Origin of the sequence: uncultured Ruegeria sp. (assembly GCF_947489545.1) — a bacterium.
GTDB lineage: Bacteria > Pseudomonadota > Alphaproteobacteria > Rhodobacterales > Rhodobacteraceae > Ruegeria.
The window spans coordinates 98623-123713 of sequence record NZ_CANLDZ010000013.1; the positions used below are offsets into that span (position 1 = coordinate 98623).

Here is a 25091-nt window from a genome sequence, read left to right on the forward strand (position 1 = left end):
TGTGATGTCGGAAGTTCTCAAGGGTAAACGCGGCCTGATCATGGGCGTGGCAAATGACCGCTCGATTGCGTGGGGTATTGCCAAGGCCATGCACGAGGCTGGCGCCGAGCTGGCATTCACCTATCAGGGCGAGGCATTCGGCAAGCGGTTGGAACCGCTGGCCCAAAGTCTCGGCAGTGACTTCATGGTCGATGCGGATGTAACTGACGATGCGTCGCTGGACCGCGCGTTTGAACAGTTGGGCGCGCGGTGGCCAACGATTGATTTCGTTGTGCATGCGATTGCCTATTCAGACAAATCCGAACTTGCGGGTCGCTTCTTGAACACCACCCGCGCAAATTTCAAACATTCAATGGATGTCTCGGCCTATTCCTTCATCGAGGTCGCGCGCCGCGCCCATCCGATGATGGCGGAAAATGGCGGAACGCTTTTAACCCTGACCTATCAAGGATCAAACCGGGTTGTGCCGAACTACAACGTTATGGGCGTGGCTAAGGCTGCACTTGAATCGGCGACGCGCTACCTTGCGAATGACCTCGGCCCTGATGGCATTCGCGTCAACGCGATCTCGCCGGGACCGATGAAAACCCTTGCCGGGGCGGCAATCGGTGGCGCGCGTAGAACGTACAAGTTCTGCGACCAGAACGCACCGATGCGAGCCAATGCAACGCTTGAAGCTGTTGGCGGGACCGCCGTTTATCTCACGTCAGATGCTGGCGCGTGCACATCCGGTGAAATTATCCGCGTTGATGGCGGGTTCCATGTGCTCGGTATGCCACAACCTGATTTCATGTGACGATAAATTTCCCTGCCGCTGCCAAGATTTAACCATCTTTCAGCGGCAGGATTTCGGTATGAACAAGCTAGACCAAATCATTGCAAACAATGCGCGCGCGTCGCGTGGCCGGAGAAAATCGGGTTTTCTTGGGAATCGCGCCAGAGTTTTGCTGCTGACGCTCACCTCGCTGCTGCTGCTTTTCGTTTTCATGACGCAGCCACCTGTTCGCGCGGCGATTGAAGCGCTGTTTGGGTAAGAAACCCAACATCCTGCGCGTCAGTTGATCGAAACAACCTCGATTTCAAACACCAGATCCTGCCCGGCTAGGGGATGATTTGCATCAAGGGTCACGGTCGCTTCGTTGGCGTCGACAATCGTGACCGGCAAAGTTTGACCATCGGGCGTCTGCATCTGTAGCTGAGTGCCCGGATCCAGCGGGATATCATCCGGAATGCCTTCGCGCGGCACATCCTGCCGCATTCCAGGATTGATCGGACCGTAGGCGTCAACACAGGCGATCTCGACCCGCTTCTTCTCACCAACCGAAAGACCGGGCATTGCACTGTCCAGACCAGGAATAATCTGCTCGGACCCAACGACGAACTCCAGCGGATCGCGCCCTTCGGAACTGTCAAAGACGTTCCCATCCAACAGAGTACCGGTATAGTGGATGCGAACGGTGTCGCCTTGTTTGATTTCGGTCATATGGGCCTCCGGCCTCTTGTGCGTTGAACGGCCAACCCTAGGCGCTGACACCATGATGTAAACCCTTGGCCCTTTAACGCCCTCATATCTTGTGCCAGTTTGCGGCTCAGCAAGGGAGAGGCAGATGGCAATCAAGACCTGTGTATTCGATGCCTATGGCACACTATTCGACGTCGCTGCTGCAGCGCGTCAGGCCGCAACGGAACCGGGGTTCGAGGCTTTGCAGAACAAATGGCCAGATCTCGCGGGCCATTGGCGCTTGAAGCAGCTGCAATACACCTGGCTGCGAGCCGTTGCTGACGCTCATGCCGATTTCTGGGACGTCACACAAGATGGTCTAGATTGGGCCTTGGAAGCGACCGGTCTGCAAGGCGACACAAATCTGCGTCAGCGCCTTTTGGACCTGTATTGGGGATTGCGCGCCTATCCCGAAGTGCCGGAAATGCTGACCGACCTGAAGGAGGGTGGTTTGCAAACCGCGATCCTGTCAAACGGCTCGCCTCCGATGTTGGACGGCGCTGTAAAATCCGCTGGAATAGGCCATGTGTTGGATGACGTTCTATCCGTCGAAAGCGTTGGCGTATTCAAACCCCATGCGCGAGTTTACGATCTGGTGCAGGAGAGATTCGGCTGCGAACGCGATGAGGTTCTGTTCGTCAGCTCAAACGGGTGGGACGCTGCAGGTGCAAGCGGCTATGGCTTCTTGACGGCGTGGGTCAATCGAGCAGCCGAGCCGATGGATCGCCTTCCGTGGACCCCTGCGCATGTGCTGTCTGACCTGACCTCAATTCCCAAGTTAGCAGGGCTTTGATGGCTGACTTCACAACCTCCGACAACATCCGGATATTCTTTGAAGAAACTGGAACAGGTGCACCAATTCTGTGTCTGTCCGGGTTGACCCGAAACAGCCGCGATTTTTCGTTTTTTGCACCGCATGCAACCGACCTGCGCATGATTGCGATGGATTATCGCGGACGCGGACGATCGGAATACGATCCGAACTATTCGAACTATAACGTGCCGCGCGAAGCTCAGGACGTGATCGAACTTCTGGATCATCTGGGCCTGCAGAAAGTGTCGATTCTGGGAACATCCCGAGGGGGCCTGATCGCCATGGCACTGGCCGCCAGCCATCCGGATCGTCTGGCGGGTGTTGTTCTAAATGACGTTGGTCCGGTTATCGAACCAGCGGGCATCGCCAAAATCATCGGATACGTTGGTGCCCGACCCACTTCAAAGTCTTATGACGATGCCGCGGCCGTTCTCAAAACACTGATGGAGCCGCAATTTCCCGGCGTCGCCCTTGAAATTTGGCGCAAGCAGGCAGAGTTCCAGTTTAAAGAACAAGGCGGCAGCCTTGGGGTGCGCTACGACCCGGCGCTTGGAAAGGCCCTGCAAGAACAAGCGGCAAGCGGGGTGATACCTGATATGTGGCCATTGTTTGAGGCGCTGCGGGGGCTGCCGACCGGAGTGATCCGAGGTGCGAATTCGGACCTTCTGAGTCGCGGCACGGTGACCGAGATGCATGCCCGCCACCCGGACATGATCTCAGCCGAAGTCCCCGATCGTGGGCATGTCCCGTTTTTGAACGAACCACAGTCACTTGACGTTATTCGCAAGGTATTGAACGCCATATGAGCACCATTGATCTGATCGAAGCCGCCGCCGAAAGACTAAAAGGCAACGTCCGGGAAACGCCACTGCTGACCTCACCATTTCTGGATGAAATCGCAGGCCGCCGAGTTTTTGTGAAACCCGAATGCCTGCAGCATACGGGCAGTTTCAAGTTTCGGGGCGCGTGGTCTGCCATTTCCGCGCTTGGCGCGGAAGAACGTCAGCGTGGGGTGATTGCCTATTCCTCAGGTAATCACGCGCAAGGTGTCGCCTTGGCCGCCGCAAAACATGGCGTCACTTCGGTTATTGTGATGCCGTCTGATGCACCGCAACTTAAGATCGACAATACAAAGGCACTTGGCGGCGAGGTGGTTTTGTATGACAGGGCCAAGGAAAGCCGTGAAGAAATTGGTGAGGCGCTGGCAGCCGAGCGTGGCCTAACCCTGATCCGACCCTATGACGAACCCCAGGTGATTGCGGGACAAGGCACTACCGGCTTGGAAATCGCCCGGCAAGCCGAAGAATTGGGCGTGACCGCCGCCGACGTACTGATCTGCTGCGGCGGAGGCGGATTGACCTCGGGCATTGCGTTGGCATTGGAAAAACATGCACCGGGAATGCGCGCGCGCCCTTGCGAGCCCGAAGGGTTTGACGATGTAAAGCGTTCGTTGGCAGCCGGTCAGATCCAGAACAACAATGCGGCTTCGGGCAATATTTGCGATGCTATCCTGACACCGCAGCCAGGTGATATCACCTTTCCGATTCTGCGCCGTTTGTGCGGCCCCGGATTGTCCGTCACTGAAGAAGAAGCCTTGCGGGCCGTGGCGCAGGCATTTCTGCGCCTTAAGATCGTATTGGAACCCGGCGGCGCCGTAGCCCTGGCCTCTGCCCTATTCCGCAAGAACGACATTGAAGGTGACGACGTCATCGTCGTCGCCTCGGGTGGCAATACCGATCCCGAAGTTTTTGCCCGTGCGTTGGAATTCCTGACCTGACAATCGCGTGCAGGCGGTGCACTCTGGCCGCACAAGTCTTGGCGACAAGGATTTAAGATATGATGATCGCTGATCTTGGTGACGTGCACTTACATTGCCAGGTTGATGGCACGGCAGGCGGTGCGCCGGTTGTGTTTGCCAATTCGCTGGGAACCGATATGCGCCTTTGGGATGATGTTCTGCCGCATTTGCCCAAGGGATTGCGGATCATCCGGTATGACAAACGCGGACATGGGCTGTCATCTGCCCCTCCTGCCCCATATTCAATGGGCGCCCTGATCCGCGATGCCGAGGCGCTGCTAGACCACCTTGAAGTTCGCGATTGCGTCTTTGTCGGGCTATCCATTGGCGGAATGATTGCGCAAGGTCTGGCGGTCAAACGAATGGATCAAATCCGCGCTTTGGTCTTGTCGAACACGGCGGCTAAGATCGGCACACCTTCGATCTGGCAAGATCGTATGACGGCTGTCCGTTCGGGCGGAATTGAAGCATTGGCAGACGCCACCATGGAGCGGTGGTTTACGCGTGACTTTCGCGCATCAGACGACCATCTTTCGTGGCGCAATATGATGGTCCGTCAACCAGTAGACGGCTATCTGGGGTGCTGCGCTGCGATTGCAGGTACAGACTTTTACACTCCAACCAGCGGATTGCGCCTGCCCTCGTTGGGCATCGCTGGCAGCGAAGACGGATCAACACCACCGGATCTGGTGCGTGAGACCATTGACCTGATCCCTGGGTCCCGTTTCGAACTGATGCGCCGCGCCGGGCATCTGCCTTGCGTCGAAAAACCTGTAGAATATGCCAGTCTGCTGACACAGTTTTTGACCGAAATCGGTCACATTTAAAGGAGCACTATTTTGGCCAGTTTCCTTTTGATTCACGGGTCTTGTCACGGCGCCTGGTGCTGGCGTGATCTGATTCCCCAACTTGAATCGATGGGCCATGTTGCACGGGCTATTGATCTGCCCAGCCATGGTTCGGACCCGACACCCATATCCGAAGTGACGCTGGACAGCTGCCGCGATGCGGTTCTGGCGGCCTCGTCGCAAAACTCAATTATCGTCGGTCATTCCTGGGGCGGCTATCCGATCAGCGCTGCCGCCGAGGCGCAGCCCGAGGCCATGCGCGCCTTGATCTACCTGAGCGCCTATGTTCCCCATGACGGCATGTCGATGATCGAAATGCGTAAAAACGGCCCGCAGCAAACCATTGTGGACGCAGTCGAAAAGTCTGCTGACGGCTTGTCATACACCGTCCGTCCCGATTACGTTCAGGACCTTTTTTATCACGACTGTGCGCCGGAAGTTTTACCCTTCGCTTTTGCCCGGTTGTCCCCACAGCCCATCAAACCTCAGAACACGCCGCTTCCCCTAAGCACCAAATTCCAGAAGGTTCCCAAGGCTTATATCCGCAGTACCGACGACCGGACCGTCCCGACCGAATATCAAAAGCAGATGAGTGACGACGTACCTGCGGATCTGCGCTACACAATCAACAGCTCACATTCGGCGTTTTTCTCGCATCCTCAAAGGTTGGCAGAGATATTAAACGAGATAGAAGGCAAGCTATAAACACGCGCCAATCGGGTTGTTACGGAACGTTAGTGGCCAGATTTCAAAGGCTCTCTTCCCTGCGGCCCTAACTGTGCATACTGTGCCGCAGACGGTCCACATCAGCGGTTTTCATGCGCCTCCCTTTTGTCTTTGTTCTCAGTACAGTCATGATTGACGCCATGGGCATAGGCCTGGTGCTGCCGATCATGCCACAGCTGATTGTCGAGGTGCAGGGCGGTACGCTCGCCAATGCCGCGATCTGGGGTGGCATTCTCAGCACCGCCTTTGCCGCTATGCAGTTCGTGTTTGGCCCCATACTGGGCAACCTGTCCGACGCTTATGGGCGGCGCACCGTTTTGCTTGTCTCCCTTTTTGTCATGGCTCTGGACTATGTGGTGATGGCAATCGCTGGCAGTATCTGGCTTTTGCTGATCGGCCGATTAGTTGGTGGCATCACGGCCGCCACCCATTCTACAGCGGCCGCGTTCATGGCAGACGTGTCGAAACCCCATGAAAAGGCCGCGAATTTTGGGTTGATCGGTGCCGCATTTGGCATCGGTTTTGTCCTCGGCCCCGTGATTGGCGGATTGCTGAGTGAGTTTGGAACGCGCGCGCCGTTTTGGGCGGCGGCCGGCCTTTCAGCAATGATATTCGGAATCGGCGTTTTGGTGATGCCGGAAACCGTTACAGACAAAACGCGACGTCCGTTCAATCTGCGACGTGCAAACCCTGTGAATTCACTAAAAGCCATTGCAGCCCTGCCCGGAATACGGCCAATGCTATGGGTCTACTTCCTCTATTCAGTCTCAATCTACGTGTATCCAGCCATATGGTCCTATTTCACGACCGAGCGCTTTGGCTGGTCACCGCAGATGATCGGATTGTCTTTGGGGGTCTATGGCATCGGGATGGCGGCGGTTCAGGGCGGATTGATCCGACCGGCAACCCGGTATCTTGGTGAAAGAATGACAATCGTTTACGGGATGATATTCGAGATCGTCAGCTTTGCCCTGCTGGCCTTTTTGACCAACGGTACAATCGCCTTGATGCTTATCCCCATCACGGCCTTGGGGGCCGTAATCACGCCTGCCCTGCAAGCAATGATGTCCCGCGCCACACCGGACTCTCAACAAGGCGAACTGCAAGGGGTTCTAACCGCCCTGCATGCGTTGTCGATGGTGATATCCCCGCTTTTGATGACCAGCATATTTGCGCAGTTTATCAAACCAGACGCCGCCATCTACCTGCCCGGGGCTCCGTTCCTGCTTGCACTGGGGCTAATGTTGGCCGGATTCATCCTTTTTTGGCGAGCCCGCCCGGTCGTTGTGTAACAACGACATTTTGTTGACGGTTTCCGCCTTGCAGGTTGCTGCATCACGCGCCACCGTGGACCAAAGGGAATGAGGGAAAATATGCAAATCATCAAAGCCGCAGTGTGCCGGGCCTTCAATGAACCGTTGGTGATCGAAGAGGTTCGACTGGCCGCACCCGGAACCGGAGAGGTCGAAGTGACCCTGGATGCCGTGGCCATCTGTCATTCGGATATTTCCTTTGCCGATGGAGCCTGGGGCGGCTTTTTACCTGCTGTTTATGGCCATGAGGCCGCCGGAGTTATCACCGCAATTGGCGAAGCCGTAGGCGAGTTCCAGATCGGCGATCCTGTTGTCGTCACCCTGATCCGCGCTTGCGGGTCCTGTCCATCCTGTGCTGGTGGGAAACCCACAATCTGCGAAACGCCTTACGATACGGTCAAAGGCCCCCTGCAAACCAGCGATGGAGAGCCATTGCAGCAAGCCATGGCCTGTGGGGCCTTTGCGGAGAAAGTGGTGGTCAGCTATCGGCAAATTGTGAAAATCCCGGAAAGCCTGCCGAAAGACCTGGCCAGCCTGCTGTCATGTGGTGTGATCACCGGCGTTGGTGCCGCTGTTAACGCTGCCGGGTTGCGACCAGGTCAGGATGTGGTGGTGATCGGTGCCGGTGGCGTTGGTTTGAACGCCATCCAAGGGGCGCGGATCGCGGGCGCGCGGCGCATCGTGGCAGTCGATATGACCGAGGAAAAACTGGAAATGGCCAAAGAGTTCGGCGCCACCCATGGCGTGCTCGGCAGCCTGAAAGAACCCTGGAAAGCAGCCTACAAGGCTTTGGGCGGACGCGGAGCGGATGCAGTTTTGATCACCGTCGGCGCAATTCCGGCCTACGAACAAGCGCCGCGCTACCTTGGCCCGGGTGGCAAGACCATCATGATCGGCATGCCGCATTCCGGCGATGAAGCGCGTTACGAGCCGGTCATTCTGGCCGCACTTGGCCAAGGATTGGTGGGATCGAAAATGGGCGACGTTGTTATCCAGCGCGATATCCCCTGGATGATCGATCTTTATGAACAAGGTCGGCTGAAACTGGATGAATTGATCTCTGGCCGCTGGTCGCTGGATCAAATCAACTATGCCATCACGGACACCAAATCCGGAGCGGCCAAGCGCAACGTTATTGTGTTTGACCGAAGCTAGTCGCGCTTGACAGGAGGGCATCTGATGAAGCTGCAAGACCTCGACGTTATCATTACCGCTCCCCCGGCGCCCGGATGGGGCGGGCGCTATTGGATTTTGGTCAAGGTCACAACCGACACGGGTGTTACCGGTTGGGGAGAATGCTATGCATCCTCGGTCGGGCCTGATGCCATGCGCCATGTCATCCGCGACGTGTTCGAGCGGCACATGCAGGGTGAAAATCCCGAGAATATCGAACTGATGTTTCGGCGTGCGTATTCCAGCGGTTTCACACAACGCCCCGACCTGACCGTGATGGGGGCGTTTTCTGGCTTGGAAATTGCATGTTGGGACATTTTGGGCAAAGATCGTGACCGACCTGTTTATGCTCTGCTTGGCGGCAAGATGAACGACCGTATCCGGGCGTATACGTATCTTTACCCCCTGCCCCAACACAACCTGACAGACTTCTGGACGTCCCCGGAACAAGCCGGGGAAAGTGCGGCGGAAATGGTCAGGCGCGGATACACCGCTGTCAAATTCGACCCGGCCGGGCCCTACACAATCCGCGGCGGGCACATGCCGGCGATGACAGACATCTCTTTGTCCGTGGCATTCTGCCAGGCGATCCGAGAGGTCGTCGGTGACAAGGCCGATCTGCTGTTTGGCACTCATGGTCAATTCAACACCGCAGGTGCAATTCGCCTGGGGCAGGCACTGGAGCCTTACTCACCGCTCTGGTTCGAGGAACCAACGCCGCCGGACATGATCGACGACATGGCCCGCGTTGCCCGCAACGTCCGCATTCCGGTGGCCACGGGTGAGCGTATGACCACCAAGGCCGAATTTGGCGCTGTTCTGCGTGCGGGTGCTGCTGAAATCCTGCAACCCGCGCTGGGGCGCGCGGGCGGGATCTGGGAGATGAAGAAGGTTGCGGCAATGGCCGAGGTGTTTAATGCCCAGATGGCTCCGCATCTGTACGCCGGTCCGGTGGAATGGGCTGCCAATATCCATCTCGCGGCCTCGATCCCCAACTTGCTGTTGCTGGAATCTATCGACACGCCTTACCACGACCAATTGATCAAGGGGTCCTTGCGCGTAGAAGACGGGTATGTCGCCGCGCCGTCGGCGCCGGGCCTTGGAATCGACGTTGATGAAGATCTGGCGCGCGCGCATCCCTACAGCGGCGACGGATTGCATCTGGAGATGCAAGAGGCGCCCTGCGATTACACCGACGGCAACGCCTTTCAGGGCGGAGCCCCTGCTACCGAGGATTGATCCAGCTGGCTCGAGGTATCCTGCGTCTCTAAAACGTAGCTGGGTGGCTGGGACGAGGCGTCAAACACACGGTGAGGCGATTGCCACGCGCCGGTTGTCAGAAACAAAGCAGTCGTCTGACAACACTAATTCCGGCTTAGAAAGCCAGCACATCGTGTTTTAGTTCGAAACATATCCGGCAATGACCTGCAACAGCTTGAACGCCGTAGCCGCGTCGTTTTCCACAACGGCCAGGAATTCTTCCTCACCGATGCGCAAACAGGACAGCTCTGTTTCGGCAACCATACTCAAGGCGCGCGGTTCTTTGCGGATCAACCCCAATTCGCCGACCAAAGCGCCCGCCCCAACCTTTGCAATCAGTTGATCGGGTCCCTCGATTTGGGGAAGATACAGCCCAGCCTCACCGTCCAAGACAACATAAGCCCCGTCCGTCGGCTGATCATCTTTCAAAAACACCACCTGCCCGGGAGCCGCATTGAACCAGCGCGCACCAAAGGCCAACAGGCGCAATTGCCTGCGATCCAACCCCGAAAACAGAGGGGTCTGTTCCAATGCGCGAAGCTTGCGCGCAAGGTCGGCCGAGGCAGCGCTGTCCTCCTCCACGTCCGCAGGTCCTTCGTCAGTGACCACACGACCTTGTCGGATTTCAACATACATGTCGAATACATCAGGGCTTTCGAACTGGTCATTCAGGTAGATGACCGTGGTCTCGGGCAGCAATTCACGCAGGTTTTTGTACACAGCGACCTGTGTCTGCATGTCATAGCTGGCCAGCGCGTTTTCCAGGATCAAAATGTCGGGTTTTTTGATCGTTGCCCGGGTAAAGGCCAAAGGTTCGGCAAAAACGGCTGGCAGGTTTTGCCCCCCCAGAGACACCGGAATGTCGTAGATCAATTCCACCACCAGCGGCCGTGCGCCATTTTCGTCCAACACATCGACGATCAGTTTGCGCGCTTCATCCGAACGCACACCGCCTATCTGGCTGACTTTCCCGAACAGGGCGTTTTCCATCACCGTTAAGCCGGGCGCAAACTCGTCCGGTTTCAGCGGCACGAAGACATCCTGCAACCGCTCCAACAGCTTCTCGGAATGACTGTGGCGCAGTTCAAGGATCCGGTCCTTCAACTCATCTGTAAACGCCGGCCCGATCTGTTCGGCCGAAATCACCAAGGGAACCGCAAGCAAATTGGCCAACTGCCCGTCATCCAGCCCAGCGGCACCTTCCTTGCGTGTGCGCTCGACCAGCTCGACGGCTGTTTCATAGGTTTGCGCCTCAAGCCCCAACTTGCGGAACAATGGGTGATCCGTTCCGTCGAGCCCGAAGATCTGCCGCAGCATATCGATCACGTCACGCGTCAACGCTATCAGTGTCTCGTCCAATTCCAGCTCGCGCAATTGCCCCAGAAAGACAGTTTGTTGCGCCAGCAGGTCTTGTGTCACTGAAACACGAGGTGTTGCAAAAAGCAGGTTTTCAGCCACGGGAAGCGCCGGATTGTAGCTGTCCCGATCAAAGATCAGAGCATGCTGTTCCAACCCTGCCTCATGAACTGCTTGCTGAACACGCGGGCGAAGCTCAACCAATTTTTGCGCAAGCTCTGGGTGTTCTGTCGCATTGAACTCCTGTTCTGCACCGCGCTGGAACAGTGCAGCCCCGGATCCCATCCCATCAATCAGCCGTAGCCACCAATCTCGCAACGCGGTTGCACTGTCTAAACCCGCCAGAGACGGATCCAGCCATTCAGCCTTGAAAGGGTCGGTGCTATTCCCAGCCCTGAGAGTTTCCGGAAAATCTGGATCGTCGGCGGCGTTTGACAATGGCTTGTACCGCATCGGCATCATGACGTTGTCACCCAGTGTGCCTTGGAACATGACCGGCCGGGACGAGGCATAGCCTATGCGTGCTGCCACAATACCTTGATGCAACTCGGACAGTTTCTGATCACCGATTTCGACCCGACCTGCACTTGGCAGGATTTCCCGGGTCAACAACTCTCCGATCGCTCGCCTATCCTCTTCGCTTGGCGCGGCGATACCGATGGTTTTGCCATGCGGAAAAGTCAGGTTTAGATCATCCAACACCTGATTTCCATCGATGTCGCGGACCGACACCCGATCCAGAACAATATCGCGATTCAGATGCGGGCGTGCTTCAGGCTCACCTTCGAACAGCTTTTCATCCTGCATACCGGAAGGAGCAAAGCGTTCGATCACGACATCCCAGCGCAGGGACATATCCTGGGTCTGGTTGTAGTAGGTCAGCAGCTCTTTCCAGGGCGAGCTGAGATCTTTGTAAGCCGCAAGCGCCGCAACCAGAGCCCCCAGTGAAACCGACCCCTGAAGCACCAGAAGCCCGCCAACCAGGTAGAACATGAACGGCGTCAATTGCGAGATGAAGTTGTTTATGAACTTCATAAAAAACTTCTTCTGGTAGATCTCGAACCGGATGCCAAACAACCGACCCAATTGATCCGAGATCATGGCCCGACGATACCGCCACCCCCCGTTCGCGCGCAGGGTCGATGCGCCTGCGGCGTTTTCACCGATTTGGGCCGCCAATACGCGCACTTCTTGAATACGGCGTTTGTTCAGCAAGTTGATCTGACGTTGCAAGCGCGGGATCAACCAGGCCTGAACCGGGATCAGCGCGACGGCGGCCAGACCAAACCAGAAGCTTTGCAGAAACAGGAAAGACAGGATGGTGATCATCTGCCCGGCCTGCAAAACCGGTTGACTGATCGCATCGCCCATCAGCCCGCCCATCGGCTCACTTTCGGCGGTGATCATCGATACCAGCTCACCTTGGCTGACGCGCTCAAAATAAGGCTGTGGGAATCGCAAGGTGCGACTGATCAACTGATAGCGAAGCCGGCGCAGCATCCGCTCGCTCAGCACACCTTTCATGGTGTTGATACGCATCTTCATCAGCCCGTGCGCCAGAACCGCGACCAAAAAGGCAAAACACAAAATGATCAGAAAATTCGTCTGCGGCAGGCTGTAACCCCAGAACTCGACAATGCTGCTTGTGGCGCCAATCGCATCATTGATGATGCGTTTCGGCAGCTCCAGCGTCAGGTACAGCAATGGGAACAACGTCGATGTGACGGCCAGCAAAATCAGCTGGTCGCGCTTGGAGTACTTCCAAATGAACCGAAAAATCGTGCGTTCTATTGAACCTGCCCCTGCTGCTGATCAACGAAGTGATTTTGGTGTTATGCACGCAAATACAACAGATTGAATTTACAGTATTCCAGTTGGGATACGCAAATAGTTTCACACTTGGTATATTTATTCGCGTTGTGTGAACTAGTTCATTTACGTGCCCGCGTTTTCAGTCATAGTATTCGGGCAGGACGAGATCGGGAGGGTACTTTTGACTGCCAGTTTTGGCGCAGTATTTCTTATGCTCTGCTTATTGCAGATCAAGCATATGTTTGCCGATTTCTTCCTACAGACACCTAAAATGCTTTCCGGGCGAGGAGAGTATTTTCACATGGGTCGTGCACAGCATGCCGGTGTGCACGTCGTTGGTTCTGTTATCGTGTTCCTGCTGTTCGGCGCACCACTGACGTTTATTCTGGTCATCGGGGCCCTGGAATGGGTTGTTCACTTTAACATCGATTTCTTCAAGGCAAGCTATTCCGACAAAAAGCAGCTGGAGCCCAATCAGGCCGCGTTTTGGCGCGCGGCGGGATTGGATCAGTGCCTGCATAACCTGACTTATGTTGCAATGGTTTGGGCCTGGGTTACGTTCGCAACCTGACAGCTCGTCGAGATCAAGCGACTGCATCCAGCGCGCTTGACTGATAGGCAGATAGCCACAGCTGGTCCAGCGCGTCGATCTTATCAAGTTCGAACTTTTGCTTGGCCTCCCAATACCGACCCGATGGCACATAATAGCCCAGCTCAGCTTCAAGCTGAAGCGGTGCAATCATGCGTTTGGTCGACAGCAGCGGACCCGAAGATAGATCTTTTGCTTTGACCGACGGATAGACTAAACGGCTGTCCCGATCGGACAAGCGAACCATCCGGCAACTTTGCAATGCACCAAAGCATCCCAACCGGGCAGATTTCGCCTCGAGAGAGCGCAAGGTGATATCGTCTCGCAAAGGGTCGGCTGATCCGGTGCCGTAGAAATGTGTCTGACCGGAACCGTCATACACCATGTCACATCCGAAATAGGCGATGATCTCGGGGCGCAAAGCCGACAATGCCCAATAGCCTGCCGTAAAAGCCATCGTACCGCCCGCATAAACGAATCCGCCAAATTCGTTTTGTCTTGGGACATAGTCATCGGCCGACACTATTTTCTGACCCGCGTTCAATCTTTCGGGGCGCTTTTCTGTCGGAAAATCCTCGGGATGTATCAGGAAATCCCAATCCTGTCGGATGCGCCAGGCGTTGTTGATGGCCACAATATGCGTGAATGGGGATCTTGCCCAATCGCGCGCCGCCATAGCAGACGGGGCGCTGCCGAGGATCAGGACTCTGTTCTTCGTGTCGGTCATCTGGGGTCCGCCTTTTGTGCGAGCCCCATGAATCTTAGAGCATTTTCGGTGGGCGGCTAGCCCAGTACCGAAAAACTGCTCTCTTCATTGATCGGGCGCCTGCGTGAATAGAAGCCAACGTCGATCGACCGCTTGATATAGGGCAGTTCATACTGCAACGGTTGTGCGTCGTGATCCACTCCACCCTCGCAATATGCGATCAAAGCAGTCATCATTTTTCCCGCGATTGGCGCGTTCTTGTACTGGTTCCCGCTGGTGCCGCAGGCCATGTAGAACCCCGGCAGGCTGGATTTGTCGTAGATCGGGATCCAATCGGTCGAAGCGTCATACAAATCGACGACCCCGCGCGTTTTCGAAGGGATACCGAGGCTCGGCACGCGCTGCGCATAGCGCATGGCTTGGGTCGTCCATTGATCCGTGAAGTCAGGATTGTAGTGAACGTCATCTTCACACCACTGATGCGGGTCGCATTCCGGGTCTTCTGACCCGATCAGGATGTGGTTTCCATGCTCGGGGCGGCAGTAACAGGCTATGTCGCTGTCCGAAACAATCGTCCCTTGATTTTCAAAATCAAAGCCTTCGGGCGAGGGAACATGTACCACCTCTTGCCGCAGGGGGCGGGTTTCAATGGTCATGTCATCCAGAACACCGGCCATTTTGTTGACGATCGCCGACCCCGGTCCGGCAACGTTTACAACCACCTTTGAACGAATTTCTTCCCCCGACGCGAGTTTGACGCCCGCCACGCGTCCGCCTTCAGCCAGAACCTCAACAACCTCGACACCGGTACGGACCTCTGCCCCGTGTTGTTTTGCAGCATCCATCAGGTTTTGCGCAGACAAGGCAGGGTCGGTGACATAGCCCGCTTGTGGCCAGAACACGCCGCCTTGCATCTTACGGCCGTTTGGCTGGCCAAACTCCGGATCATCCATGCGTTTCGCGGGGGCAAAGCTGTCTTGTGAATAAACCGGAAGACGTTCAGCGACTTTCTCGGGCGACCACTCCTCGAACGGACAATCCAAATCGGCACTGTTGAGCTTGTGCTTTTCCAGCAAACCATTGGCATCGGTTTTCATGACCAGACAGCCAGTTTCACGGAACTGCGCCAGATTGGCGTCTTCAGGCAGCCCAAGATAGTCGGCCCAGTCACGCCAGTAATGATACCCCTCCCACGCAAAAGCCGTTCCGTCGAAAGTCGAATAGTGCATGCGAATGATGGCGCAGGACCCGGCGGTCGAGCCGTGGCCGACTTGGCTGTTGCGGTCCAGTGACAATGTCTTCCAGCCCGCCTTGGCCATCTCAAATGCGATGGCCGCCCCGATGACACCGGTTCCGATGATGATTGCGTCTGGTTGGCTCATTCTGTGTCTCCTTCCCAATAGCGCTTTGAATAGGCGCTGAATTCCTCGACTTCCTCGGGCCTTGGTTCGACACCGGTGAAGACATATAGATAGTGTGGAACCATCGACAGCCGTGTTGCCATCGGCTCGTTCAACTGAGCCAGGTCATATCCGATCTGCATGTAGTAAAGCACGCGCGCCCGGGTTTCGGCCTCAATCTCGGAGTAGCCGTAACGCGCAAACATCGCGTGCAGGGCTTTCAAACGTTTAGCATCCGACTGATCCTGAATGCGACGTACCTTGCCGGACTTTCGCGCCCAATCCCGGATCGCGAAATCCAACGCCGTATCGAACAACTCTGTGTTCACAACACATCGATGCACATTGCAAACGGCTGCTGTGATGGTTTCTGCCGGTGCCTTAGCCTGTGCGATCAGGGCCGCCGTGTTTGTGGCCTGCCACCGCGCCAAAAGCGCATCCAACAGTTCCTGACGCGACTTGAAGTACCAGTAGAAGGACGACCGAGATACGGCCATCCGCTCGGCCAGATTCAGAACTTTGATCTGGTCCACACCATCCGAAATCAGAACGTCCATGGCAACGTTCAACCAATCATCACGCGTGACCTTGATATTGCCGACCAGCGGTTCGGCCTGTGGATCATCCCTATGCAGGACCGGTTTTGTGTTCATTTAACTCTCCGGCGGTGCGCCGCCCTCGGCGGTGCGTCGGGCAATAAAGTCATGCAGAGCGCCCAGCTTGTCGTTGTCGATGTTCGGGGCCTCAAAGTCATTCAGGATGCCTTTCCAAACACCGGTCGCACGATGATTGGCATCCACCGATCCGCGCTCGGTCCAGGTGCCAAAATTGGCATAGTCGTGCACGTGGGGTTCGTAGAATTCGGTGTTGTAACGCTCCATCGTCTGGCTGGAGGCAAAGAAATGGCCACTCGGTTCGACCTCGCGCAGCGCAGTGTCAAAGCCGATCTCGGCCTCTCCGGCCTGCGCACCGGCACAGAGTTCGGCGATCATGTTCAACACCTCGGCATCGCAGACCAGCTTTTCGAACGACACAGTTAGGCCACCTTCCAACCAACCAGCAGAATGAATAATCACCGTGGCCCCGGCCATCAGACAGCCCCACAGGCCGAACTGGTTTTCGTTTGCCGCCTGAACATCGTTGGTATTGGATGCTGATCCTGCTGCCGACCGCCATGGCAATCCCAGATACCGCGCCAATTGCCCTGCTGCCAAAGATGCCTGAAAATGCGAAGGCGTCCCAAACGCAGGCGCCCCCGACTTCATGTCCACATTGCTGGTGAAGGTTCCATAACAAACTGGTGCACCGGGATTGGTCAGCTGCGCCAGCGTCAGCGCCGCCAGAGCCTCGGCATGGGACAGCGTGATTGCACCGGCGACTGTAATTGGCGCCATCGCCCCCATCAGCGTGAACGGTGTGATAATCGACATTTGCCCATGGCGCGCGAAGTCGATCAGCCCTTGCGCCATGGGGATATCAAGCGTGCGCGGGCTATTGGTGTTGATGATCGTGTAGCAATGCGCGTTGCCGCGAAACACGTCGTCGGACAGGCCGCGCGCGGTCGACAGCATCTCAAAGCAATCCATTACCTGCGGTGTCCCGCGCGAGAAGAAGAACGGGAATTTATCCGTCAGCTCCATCTGCGCCTGTGTCGTGAAGTAGTGGCGCAGATTGGTCGGAAGGTCCTGCGGTTCGACCTGTGGCGAAATCATCTGGAACACATCGAAATGATGCGTGAGTTTCAGGAAGTCCAAATAGTCCTGCCCGGTTGCAGCACGGCGCCCCCGTTCCAAATCCGTCGCATTCGGGGCTCCTGCCCCGGGTTGAAAAACCAGCGACCCCAATTCCAAGGTAAAGTCCCTACGCCGCGCCCCGGCTCGGCAGGAGATAGATTTGGGTGCAGAAACAATCGCCGCCTCAACAATGTCGCGCCCGATGAAGACCAGTTGGCTGTCTTCATCTACCTTTGCGCCCGCTTTTTTGAAGATACGGATCGCTTCGGGCAGCAAGACCTTGACCCCAAGCTCTTCAAGCGTACGCAGAGCAGTCTCGTGCATGTCCGCGATCTGGTCCGCCGGGAACACTTCCATCTGTGGGAAAGGGTTCCGCAATTGACGGTAGTTCACATCGCGACGAATCGGCGGGGCAGCATCTGATCCGCGCCCACGCCGTCGTCTGCCCCGTTCTGAGGTCTGCGCGATCATCCTCAGCCCCTCATCGCTTTGCCTTGGGGATCATAGGGCGATGGCGCAATCACGCGGGCCGGGCGCTCGACACCTACCACATGCACCGACAGTTCCGTTCCCGGTTCCATCTTGTCACGATTGACCAGCGCCATCGCAAGGGACTTGCCAGTGTAGTGGCCGTACCCACCCGAAGTCACAAACCCGACACGTTCTTTCCCTGCCCAAACAGGTTCGTATCCGCTGGCATCTGCGTCCAGCGCATCGACTTCCAGTGTCACCTGAACCTGAGCCGGACCATTGCCGTCGCGCTCAGCCACAGCCGCGTCTTTACCGACAAAGTCCTTGTCCCAATCGATCCAGCGATCCATCCCTGTCATGCCCGGTGTATAAAGCTGGGTGAATTCCGCCGACCAGATACCAAAGCTCTTTTCAAGACGCGTCGACAGCATCGCGTTGAACCCGCATTCGCGAATGCCATGCTCGGCCCCGGCCTCAAGTAGCATTCGACGCAGCTTGATATGATCGCCATAGCGACAGTTGATCTCATAGCCTTTTTCACCCGTCACCGACATACGCGCCACACGGGCGCGAACGAGACCAATATCGAAATCGCCGCAGCCCATGAATTTCAAGCCCGAGATTCCCTGTTCGGCCAGTTTCTCGATCACCGTCTGCGATTTCGGCCCAACGAGACCAAAGCCGCAATATTCCTCGCCCAGATCGCGGATCTCGACTCCGTCGATCATGTGGTCGTCGAACCAGCGCATGTGCCAGGCGCGAAGGTAGTAGCTGCCCATAATCCACCAAGTGCCATCACCCCAGTTCAGCACGGTCAGATCGCCCTTTAGGCGCCCGTTCTCCCCCAGCATCGGCGCCAGTTTCGCCCGCCCCGGGACTGGTAATTTCGAGGCCATGACTTTGTCGAGCCAAACTTCCGCGTTTGGCCCCGTGACTTCGAACCGTGAGAAGCCCGAGATATCCATCAGGCCGACACCTTCGCGGATCACCTTGCATTCCTCGGCCACAATATCATGTGCGTTGGAGCGCTTTAGGGTCGGCGTCTCCTCGAACCTTTTGGGTGCAAAATAGAGCGGTACTTCAAGGTCCCAGCTCACCCCCCATTTGCACCCTGCCTCAGTCATCGCGTCATGGGCCGGGGTCATTTTCAACGGACGGCCCGCGGGCAGTTGCTCATTCGGGTAAGTCATCACGAAACGACGGGAATAGAACTGCCCTGTGGTTTCGCGGATGTATCGTTTGTTCTGAGCAAAATCGCCATAACGCGCCACATCCATTGGCCAAGCATCAGCCTCGGGCTCGCCATGGATCATCCATTCGGCCAGCGTCTTGCCAACACCGCCACCTTGAAGGAAACCAGCCATCACCGCACAGGCTGACCAATATCCGCGCTTTCCCGGAACAGGCCCGACCAGCGGGTTGCCATCCGGCGAGAAGGTAAACGCTCCGTTGACCCAAGTTTTGATACCGACATCCTGAATTGAAGGATAGCGTTCGAAGCCCAGCGTCAGTTCGTTCTCGATCCGGTCGAGCTGTTCTTGAAACAGCTCTTCGCCATAGTTCCACGGAGCCCCATCCATGGCCCAGTGTTCGTGATCTACCTCATAGATGCCAATCAGAACACCTTTCTGGTCCTGCCGCATATAGGTGAACCCTTCGAGGTCGACCGTCATCGGCATCTCAAAATCCGCGGCAGCCACTTCGGGAATGGAATCCGTAATCAGATAGTGGTGTTTGAGCGGCGAAACCGGCAATTCCACACCCGCCATACGCCCCACCTGCTTGGCCCAGAGGCCTGCGGCATTGACCACGTGTTCGCACGTAATCGTGCCTTTGTCGGTGACAACTTTCCAGCCATCGTCGGTTTGGATCAGCTCTTCGACTTTGGTTTCTTCATAATACTCGGCCCCACGTTTTTTCGCGGCCGTCGCATAGGCCTGCACGGTGCCGGTTGTGTCGATGTAACCCTCGCGATCAGCCCACATGGCGCCCAGTACGCCGTCAGTGGACATGATCGGGCAACGTTTCTGCGCCTCTTCCGGCGTCAGTAATTCGCAATCGTCTATGCCGATTGACTGGAAGATGCGGTAGTTCGCCTGCAACCATTCCCAGCGTTCCGGCGTTCCGGCCAAGGTCAGACCACCTGTCATATGCAGGCCGATATTCTGACCGGATTCTTTCTCGATCTCGCTCAGCAAGTCGATGGTATAGGCCTGCAGCGACGCCATGTTCGGATCCGCGTTCAGTGCATGAATGCCGCCTGCTGCGTGCCAGGACGACCCCGACGCCAGGCGCCGGCGTTCCAGCATGACCACATCGGACCAACCGAACTTGGCCAGATGATACAAAACCGAGGCGCCCACAACACCGCCCCCGATGACCACGACACGATACTGGGATTTCATCCCAACCTCCCCTGCATAGAACCTCAGGAGACGCTAGTAGCACTGTTCACTTCTGTCTAGACATTTCTGTACAGTATTTACCGCGTAAAATTACTGCGCAACTTACCTCAGTTGCTACAGGGACGCGCTGGGGCGGGATTTCACGGCTTCAAACCAAGACTGAGTGGCCGTGTTACCCTCGGGGATCCGCATTTTCACGACACGCGCGAAATCGACGAAGACAAAGGTCGAGATATCCGCGAGTGTGAAACTCTCCCCCGCAACATACGAACTATCCTTCAGTCTTTCCTCTAGCAGATCGAAGAACAGTATTGTCCGATCAACACCTCGCTGCGCCAGCTCGGGGATCTGGGCGTAATTCACGGGGCCGGGGATGGCCCTATCCGCGAACGTAGGATGCGCATTCCGCAAAGCTTCGGCAATCGGTACTCCGCCCTGTTGCTCGACAATTGCGTTCCACATCAGGACCGAACCTTTTTCATCCGGCGTCCTGCCCATGAGCGGCGGTTCAGGAAACCGAGCCTCAAGGTACGCAGCAATGCCCAGGTTTTCCGTCAGCACCGTCCCCGCTTCCGTTACCAGAACCGGTATTGTGGCACGGGGGTTCACGGCGCGAAACGCATCGCTCAATTGCTCACCTTTGGCAATCGAGATATCGCGGGTCTCGATCTCCAACCCTTTCTCTGCGATGAACATACGGGCACGACGCGGGTTCGGGGCCGTAGAACAATCATAATAAATCATTGTCTGCCTTCCTCGCGGATCAACGGCGATAGATAAAGCAACGCCCATCAACCGCACCATCGGGCAGCGGCAATTCGGTTAGCGTGTCAAAATACATCCGGTCGCTGGAGACCATCAGCCCACCCTGCGCCAAAAGGGGCTCGATCAGAGGCGAAACAAACCGTGCGAACGCATCGTTCTTTTCCCGGTTGTGACCGCCCAGATCAGCGTGGATCAAACTGGCTGATGCGCCAAACCGTTCAACAGATGCAGGCAGTGTCTCGCGCACATCCCCAAGGATAACGCGGTCTTCCGGAGGCGTGGAATCCGGATGGGACGCAACCGCCCGCTCGAAAACAAATACCGGACGGCCCTGAATATGCTGCACCAAATGGTGATAGGTTCGACCGTTGCCCAAGCCCAATTCGAACACAGGACCCGACATGTCGTTGGTTTGGCCAATCGCGAAATCCAGGCAGGTACGCTGCGACACCATGCGATCAATAAACAGATCCAGTCGGCTTTGATTCTCGGACACGGGGAAATCTCTCCTTGATACCAGTCGCCAACTTAGATGAGGTCGACACCGCCCGTGATGGCAAAAACTCAAGACTTTGTGTAGGACAGAAGTCCAAAGTTTCACATTTTCGCGACATTTCAGCCAAAGAACGGGTTTGACTAGTCGGGCAGAACCGGGCGACACTGCACAAAAAAACACGGGGAGTTGATTTAGCCGATGTTAGCGAACGGCCAGCCGGGTGGAAAACCCGCATGAGCGCGTTGTTGTCTGTCAGAGACCTCAGCATCGGCTTTGGCACGGCAAAATCTGTTGTCACGGGTGTGAATTTTGATGTTGAGGCCGGACAGACACTTGCGCTAGTCGGAGAATCTGGTTCGGGGAAAACGATATCGTGCCGGGCTGCTTTGCGTATTCTTCCCCGCATCGCCCAAATTCGCAGCGGCAAGATTACCTTGAACGACTCCAAGGGAATGGCAGAACTGACGACGATCAGTGAACGCGAGATGCGGAATATTCGCGGCAACAGGATCTCGATGATCTTTCAGGAGCCGATGCGATCCCTGTCCCCTTTGCACAAAATCGGCAATCAGGTCAGCGAAGTATTGTGGCTGCATCGCGGGGCTTCAGCAGCACAGGCGCGCAAAGAAGTCCTGTCCCAGTTCGAACGCGTGGGGTTTCCTGATCCGCAGCGGGCCTACGATTCTTATCCGTTTGAACTGTCTGGCGGCATGCGCCAGCGCGCCATGATCGCCATGGCCATGGTGTCAAAACCTGAACTGCTGATTGCCGACGAACCGACAACCGCATTGGACGTGACCACTCAGGCGCAGGTTCTGGGCCTGATCAAGGAACTGCAGCGCGAAACTGGCATGGCGCTGATCCTTGTCACTCATGATCTGGGTGTTGTCGCCAACATGGCGGAACAGGTCGTGGTCATGCACAAAGGCCGCGTGATGGAGGCAGGGTCAGCCGCCCCCATCCTTACAAGTCCGGCGCACCCCTATACCAAGCAATTGTTTGACGCGGCACCCGAAATTCCAGATCAGGAGGCCGTCGGGCTGCCGATGCCGAGCGAAGATCTGATCCTGCAAATGAAAGATGTGTCGAAGACCTACACCATGCGGTCCAGCAAAGGTTGGCAGGCTGACAAGGCAATCCATGCCTGCCGCGGTGTTGACCTGAATCTGGCGCGTGGCAAGACGCTGGCGATTGTCGGCGAAAGCGGATCGGGCAAAACCACTGCGGCCCGTATCGCCCTTGGTGCCGAACTTCCGGACCCCGGCGGGGAAATTCTGTTCCGCACGTCGCCGAACGAAGACCCCATCACGGTTCACCAAATGACCCGCGCCCAGCGCACTGCGTTTCAACGCAAGGCACAAATGGTGTTCCAGGACCCCTACAGCTCGCTCAGCCCTCGGATGCGGATACAGGATGCCATGACCGAGCCGTTGGAGATTCATCGGATCGGATCGTCCTCTGAACAACGCGACAAAGCGTCAGAGATGTTGCAACGTGTCGGCCTTAACGCAGATATGCTCAAACGCTACCCACATGCCTTTTCTGGCGGGCAGCGACAACGTCTGTCGATTGCGCGCGCGATGATGCTGGATCCGCAACTGATTGTCTGTGATGAGCCGACCTCGGCGCTTGATGTTTCCGTTCAGGAACAAATCCTGACGCTGCTGGAACAACTGCAGGACAGCCTGAACCTTTCCTACTTTTTTATCTCTCACGACCTAGCTGTTGTGGCGCGCATCGCTGACGAGGTCGCGGTTATGCGACGCGGTCTTGTCGTGGAACAGGCCCCACCCGAAACCCTATTCTACAATCCGCGCCATCCTTACACCAAGGCGCTGATTGCCGCTCAACCCGAACCCGACATCAATCGCCCAATCGACCTGAAAATGGTTTCGCTGGGTGCCGGCGCGCCGGACAGTTGGGACGAAGCCTTTCGTTTCTCGGACACCGTGATACCTTCACTGGTGGAATTGGAACCGGGCCATAAGGTACGTTGCCATGTATAAGACCACTCGCACTATGATCCTGGCCGTTTCGCTGGCCTTTGCCGGGGTTTTCTCTGCTACGGCGGAAGCCATACCTGAGCTGCAAGAGAGCACTTTTTGGGCAGCCGAAGTTGATGCGGGTAATCTGCCGCCCGTTCAAGATCGCCTGCCAAATGAACCGCTGATCGTCGATCTGGCCGCCAAAGGGCGCGACTTCGGAACACCGGGCGGCACCCTTCGGACAATGGTCACCCGATCCAAGGACATCCGACAGATGGTTGTTTACGGTTACGCGCGATTGGTTGGGTTTGACCAGGACTACAAAATTGTCCCCGATCTGCTGTCTTCGTACGAAACCGAAGGCAATCGGAAATTCACGCTGAGCCTGCGCGAGGGGCATAAGTGGTCCAACGGAACACCGTTTACCTCGGAAGACTTCCGCTATTGGTGGGAAGACGTGGCAAATAACGAACTGCTTAGCCCGTCGGGCCCACCGGACTTTCTAATCGTTGAGGGCAAACTGCCCACGGTCTCGTTTCCGGACGAAAAAACGGTGATCTACGAGTGGGATGATCCAAATCCTGATTTCTTGCAGTCGTTGGCGCAGGCACGACCCCCGTTTATCTATCGCCCTTCCGCCTTCCTGAAACAGTTTCACGAGAAATTCGCTGATCAGGAGGAACTTGCTTTTCACGTCGAAGATGCTCGCGTCAAAAGCTGGGCGGCGCTGCACAACAAACTCGACAATCTATATAAGTTCGACAATCACGAACTGCCCACCTTGCAACCCTGGTTGAACGCCAGTTCTGGTAAGAAGATCCGACACAACTTTGTGCGCAATCCCTATTACCACCGGATTGATAGCATGGGGGTTCAGCTTCCGTATATCGATGTTGTCGAGATGGAAATCGTTGCCCCCGGTCTGGTGGCTGCCAAAACCAACGCTGGCGAAAGCGACTTGCAGGGTCGAGGCCTGGCCTTTCGCGATGCGTCGATCCTGAAAAAGGGTGAGGCAAATGGCGGCTACAAAACGCTGTTGTGGAAGACCGGAGTAGCGTCGCAAATTGCGATCTATCCCAACCTGAACTTTGATGACGAAGCCTGGCGCAATGTTCTGCGGGACGTGCGGGTCCGCCGTGCGCTGTCCCTTGCGATTGACCGCAAGACCATCAATCAGGCGCTGTACTTCAAACTGGCGCATCCGGGAGCGATGTCGGTGCTTCCGGCTTCGCCCTTTTACAACGAAGAAAACGCGCAATCCTGGGCTGCATACGACGTAGATCAGGCCAATGCTCTGCTGGACGAAGCCGGACTTGATAAGCGGGACAAGTCAGGTATCCGCCTGCTGCCTGACGGCCGACCAATGGAGTTGGTGATTGAAACTGCGGGTGAACGCCAAGAAGTCGAAAATGCCTTGCAAATTGTCACCGACACGTGGCGGGAAATTGGCGTCAAACTGGTGATGCGTCCGCTGGACCGGGACATTCTGCGCAATCGTGTATTTGCGGGAAACACCATGGCTTCAGTCTGGTTTGGTTGGGACGACGGAATTCCGCAGGCCCATACCTCACCGGCCTATCTGGCGCCGACGGATCAGGTCTTTCTGGCTTGGCCCAAATGGGGGCAATTCTACCAAACAAGCGGTGAGGTCGGCGAAGCCCCGGACATGCCCGAGGCTGAACGCCTGATGGAACTGGCACACGATTGGGAAATTGCGGCAAACGATGAAGAGCGCGAAGCGGCTTGGACTGAGATGCTCAATATCCATGCGGATCAGTTATATGCGATTGGGATTTTGAATGGCGCGCCTCAGCCGATCGTAGTTTCGAACCGTTTGCGCAACGTCCCGCAACAGGCCATGTGGGCTTGGGAGCCCGGAGCACATTTTGGTATTCACCGCCCGGACGAGTTCTTTTTCGCCGACTGATAGGAGCAGCTAA

At 56.4% G+C, this 25091-nt stretch carries 22 protein-coding genes; 13 read left to right on the forward strand and 9 right to left on the reverse strand.

What is annotated here, in order from left to right; all coding sequences use genetic code 11:
- The first annotated feature begins 4 nt into the window (after window positions 1–4).
- Window positions 5–796 carry an enoyl-ACP reductase gene (locus Q1B13_RS17310; RefSeq protein ID WP_299082592.1) on the forward strand — a complete coding sequence of 264 codons (792 nt, stop codon included), beginning with the start codon at window positions 5–7 and terminating at the stop codon, window positions 794–796.
- 58 nt (window positions 797–854) lie between these two features.
- On the forward strand, window positions 855–1034 hold the full coding sequence (locus tag Q1B13_RS17315; RefSeq protein ID WP_299082593.1) for a hypothetical protein: 180 nt from the start codon (window positions 855–857) through the stop codon (window positions 1032–1034).
- Window positions 1035–1054: 20 nt separating this feature from the next.
- Here Q1B13_RS17315 and Q1B13_RS17320 read toward each other — a convergent pair whose 3' ends face one another.
- Window positions 1055–1483 (reverse strand): peptidylprolyl isomerase, encoded by a 429-nt coding sequence (locus Q1B13_RS17320; protein ID WP_298936566.1) that lies wholly within the window; start codon window positions 1481–1483, stop codon window positions 1055–1057.
- A gap of 124 nt (window positions 1484–1607) precedes the next feature.
- Here Q1B13_RS17320 and Q1B13_RS17325 point away from each other — a divergent pair, with 124 nt between their 5' ends.
- The 8 genes from Q1B13_RS17325 (at window position 1608) to Q1B13_RS17360 (ending at window position 9412) form a co-directional block, all read left to right on the forward strand.
- Window positions 1608–2294 (forward strand): haloacid dehalogenase type II, encoded by a 687-nt coding sequence (locus tag Q1B13_RS17325; RefSeq protein WP_299082594.1) that lies wholly within the window; start codon window positions 1608–1610, stop codon window positions 2292–2294.
- Entirely contained in the window at window positions 2294–3121 is an 828-nt protein-coding gene (locus Q1B13_RS17330) for an alpha/beta hydrolase (RefSeq protein WP_299082595.1), read from the forward strand. Before Q1B13_RS17325 ends, Q1B13_RS17330 begins: the two co-directional genes overlap by 1 nt.
- Entirely contained in the window at window positions 3118–4092 is a 975-nt protein-coding gene (locus Q1B13_RS17335) for a threonine/serine dehydratase (protein WP_299082597.1), read from the forward strand. The genes Q1B13_RS17330 and Q1B13_RS17335 overlap by 4 nt, the downstream gene beginning before the upstream one ends.
- 59 nt (window positions 4093–4151) lie before the next feature.
- Window positions 4152–4940: a 3-oxoadipate enol-lactonase gene (gene pcaD / locus Q1B13_RS17340; RefSeq protein ID WP_299082598.1), complete on the forward strand. Its 789-nt coding sequence runs from the start codon at window positions 4152–4154 to the stop codon at window positions 4938–4940.
- 12 nt (window positions 4941–4952) lie between these two features.
- Window positions 4953–5666 carry an alpha/beta fold hydrolase gene (locus Q1B13_RS17345; protein WP_299082599.1) on the forward strand — a complete coding sequence of 238 codons (714 nt, stop codon included), beginning with the start codon at window positions 4953–4955 and terminating at the stop codon, window positions 5664–5666.
- Between the two features lie 113 nt (window positions 5667–5779).
- Entirely contained in the window at window positions 5780–6979 is a 1200-nt protein-coding gene (locus Q1B13_RS17350; RefSeq protein ID WP_299082600.1) for a TCR/Tet family MFS transporter, read from the forward strand.
- 81 nt (window positions 6980–7060) lie between these two features.
- Window positions 7061–8155, forward strand: coding sequence for a Zn-dependent alcohol dehydrogenase (locus tag Q1B13_RS17355; RefSeq protein WP_299082602.1), 1095 nt, complete (start codon window positions 7061–7063; stop codon window positions 8153–8155).
- 24 nt (window positions 8156–8179) lie between these two features.
- Window positions 8180–9412, forward strand: coding sequence for a mandelate racemase/muconate lactonizing enzyme family protein (locus tag Q1B13_RS17360; RefSeq protein WP_299082604.1), 1233 nt, complete (start codon window positions 8180–8182; stop codon window positions 9410–9412).
- A gap of 159 nt (window positions 9413–9571) precedes the next feature.
- On the opposite strand, the gene Q1B13_RS17365 is transcribed toward Q1B13_RS17360, so the two are convergent.
- Window positions 9572–12568, reverse strand: coding sequence for an ABC transporter transmembrane domain-containing protein (locus tag Q1B13_RS17365; protein ID WP_299082630.1), 2997 nt, complete (start codon window positions 12566–12568; stop codon window positions 9572–9574).
- 244 nt (window positions 12569–12812) lie between these two features.
- On the opposite strand from Q1B13_RS17365, the gene Q1B13_RS17370 reads away from it, so the two are divergent.
- Window positions 12813–13172: a DUF3307 domain-containing protein gene (locus Q1B13_RS17370; RefSeq protein ID WP_298936663.1), complete on the forward strand. Its 360-nt coding sequence runs from the start codon at window positions 12813–12815 to the stop codon at window positions 13170–13172.
- A 13-nt stretch (window positions 13173–13185) separates the two neighbouring features.
- On the opposite strand, the gene Q1B13_RS17375 is transcribed toward Q1B13_RS17370, so the two are convergent.
- The 7 genes from Q1B13_RS17375 to Q1B13_RS17405 form a co-directional block, all read right to left on the reverse strand.
- The gene (locus Q1B13_RS17375) at window positions 13186–13917 is read right to left on the reverse strand and encodes a hypothetical protein (RefSeq protein WP_298936557.1); all 732 of its coding nucleotides are present in this window, start codon (window positions 13915–13917) and stop codon (window positions 13186–13188) included.
- 56 nt (window positions 13918–13973) lie between these two features.
- A complete protein-coding gene (locus Q1B13_RS17380; RefSeq protein WP_299082606.1) occupies window positions 13974–15278 on the reverse strand; it encodes an FAD-binding oxidoreductase in 1305 nt (434 codons plus the stop codon).
- Entirely contained in the window at window positions 15275–15949 is a 675-nt protein-coding gene (locus Q1B13_RS17385) for a TetR/AcrR family transcriptional regulator (protein ID WP_298936555.1), read from the reverse strand. Before Q1B13_RS17385 ends, Q1B13_RS17380 begins: the two co-directional genes overlap by 4 nt.
- Window positions 15950–17500, reverse strand: a complete 1551-nt coding sequence (locus tag Q1B13_RS17390; protein ID WP_299082608.1) for a trimethylamine methyltransferase family protein — start codon at window positions 17498–17500, stop codon at window positions 15950–15952.
- A gap of 2 nt (window positions 17501–17502) precedes the next feature.
- Window positions 17503–19905, reverse strand: coding sequence for an FAD-dependent oxidoreductase (locus tag Q1B13_RS17395; protein WP_299082610.1), 2403 nt, complete (start codon window positions 19903–19905; stop codon window positions 17503–17505).
- Between the two features lie 114 nt (window positions 19906–20019).
- The gene (locus Q1B13_RS17400) at window positions 20020–20649 is read right to left on the reverse strand and encodes a glutathione S-transferase (protein ID WP_299082611.1); all 630 of its coding nucleotides are present in this window, start codon (window positions 20647–20649) and stop codon (window positions 20020–20022) included.
- Between the two features lie 19 nt (window positions 20650–20668).
- On the reverse strand, window positions 20669–21166 hold the full coding sequence (locus Q1B13_RS17405) for a class I SAM-dependent methyltransferase (protein WP_299082612.1): 498 nt from the start codon (window positions 21164–21166) through the stop codon (window positions 20669–20671).
- Window positions 21167–21399: 233 nt separating this feature from the next.
- Here Q1B13_RS17405 and Q1B13_RS17410 point away from each other — a divergent pair, with 233 nt between their 5' ends.
- Window positions 21400–23172 (forward strand): ABC transporter ATP-binding protein, encoded by a 1773-nt coding sequence (locus tag Q1B13_RS17410; RefSeq protein ID WP_299082613.1) that lies wholly within the window; start codon window positions 21400–21402, stop codon window positions 23170–23172.
- Window positions 23165–25078 (forward strand): ABC transporter substrate-binding protein, encoded by a 1914-nt coding sequence (locus Q1B13_RS17415; RefSeq protein WP_299082614.1) that lies wholly within the window; start codon window positions 23165–23167, stop codon window positions 25076–25078. Before Q1B13_RS17410 ends, Q1B13_RS17415 begins: the two co-directional genes overlap by 8 nt.
- Window positions 25079–25091: the final 13 nt, after the last annotated feature.